Source organism: Bacillus sp. SIMBA_008, from assembly GCF_046535495.1.
GTDB classification, from domain to species: domain Bacteria; phylum Bacillota; class Bacilli; order Bacillales; family Bacillaceae; genus Bacillus; species Bacillus subtilis.
Window position 1 is genome coordinate 1 of sequence record NZ_JAWRWL010001052.1, and the last position, 245, is coordinate 245.

Genomic DNA, 245 nt, shown 5'->3' on the forward strand with positions numbered 1-245 from the left:
GGATGATTACATAAATAAAGTGAAGGAGTACCATCCAAAACCAAACTATTTTCTAAATTGTGTCAAGGCATTTCTTGTAGGTGGATTCATTTGTACTGTCGGAGAAGTATTGATGAAATTTTATATACATTATTTTCATTTCAGTGAACAAGAGGCAGGAAATCCGACAGTTGCAACGCTTGTATTATTATCGGCGATTTTAACAGGTTGTGGTGTATATGATAAAATCGGTCAATTTGCTGGAG

1 protein-coding gene is annotated in these 245 nt (G+C 34.7%); it reads left to right on the forward strand.

Features of this window, described 5'->3' with window-relative positions; all coding sequences use genetic code 11:
* A partial coding sequence (locus SB658_RS26635; protein WP_410603503.1) for a SpoVA/SpoVAEb family sporulation membrane protein occupies positions 1 to 245 on the forward strand: 245 nt, incomplete at both ends.